At 64.2% G+C, this 998-nt stretch carries 2 protein-coding genes; both read right to left on the bottom strand.

Annotated features, from left to right (window positions below; all coding sequences use genetic code 11):
- On the bottom strand, nucleotides 1-399 hold a 399-nt coding region (locus BRAS3809_RS27705), incomplete at its 3' end, for a PLP-dependent aminotransferase family protein (protein WP_502685683.1).
- A gap of 141 nt (nucleotides 400-540) precedes the next feature.
- Nucleotides 541-831: a hypothetical protein gene (locus tag BRAS3809_RS27710; protein WP_008965312.1), complete on the bottom strand. Its 291-nt coding sequence runs from the start codon at nucleotides 829-831 to the stop codon at nucleotides 541-543.
- Nucleotides 832-998: the final 167 nt, after the last annotated feature.

The following is a 998-nucleotide window of genomic DNA, read 5'->3' on the forward strand; positions in this document are numbered from 1 at the left end:
GGCCTTCGCGAGATCAGGGATCTCGCCATAGCCGGCGTGCAGCTTGGTGACGTCCTTGAGCTTCAGCTCCTTGACGATATCGCTGACCCAGCCTTCGCCGAACGATTCCCAGGCGATGGTGGTGACGGGCCGCGCGCCGAGCAGCGACCACAACGCCATCTCGACCGCGCCGGTGTCCGACGCCGGCACGATGCCGATCTTGTAGTCGGCCGGCACTTCGAGGACCTCACGGGTCAGCTCGATGGCCTGCTTCAGCTTGGCTTTGCCGACCTTCGCGCGATGCGAGCGGCCGAGCGGGGCGTCCTTGAGATTTTCGGCGGTCCATCCGGGGCGCTTGGCGCAGGGGCCGGAGGAGAAATGCGGCACGGCAGGCCGCTGCGAAGGCTTCGCTGCAGTCATCATCTATCCTTCCAGATAGTAAGCCTCCCGTTGGGGGGAGGTGTCCCGCAGGCGTGATTAAGGGAAGCCCCGTTCCGCGTCAAGGAACTTCGCACGCTCCGACTGTCGTTCACGCACACGTGGCTGGCATGCAAGCCAAGCTCATTCGGGCGCAGCGCCGATCGGCGCAGGTCCGCCGGGCGGACGATGCAGGAACGTCATCGAGGCGTAGGCGCCGATCCACGAGCCGATCGCCGCAAAGCCGACATAGATCCAATTTTCCGTGTAGCTGATCACCGCGAATGACGACAGCGTGTACCAGATCGCGCTCCAGTTCGCGGCCGACAGCCGCCGCCGCGCAACGACAGCAGATGTGAACATGACATACACGGCGTCCGTCGCGGCCGTTGCCACCACGACGCCAAGCGCCGTCAGCGCATTGATCTCCGCCATCGTTCCTCCTCGTTGCCGTATCGCACAATGCTCCGACGTTGTGCCGTCGCATCCGCTCATGCAGAATGACGCGATCTGCACGCGCCGAACAACAAGGATAGAACAATGCAACGCGTCCGTCTTGGCAGGAGCTCACTCGATGTCACCCGGCTCGGCCTGGGCACGGC

The organism is Bradyrhizobium sp. STM 3809 (genome assembly GCF_000239795.1).
Classification (GTDB): domain Bacteria; phylum Pseudomonadota; class Alphaproteobacteria; order Rhizobiales; family Xanthobacteraceae; genus Bradyrhizobium.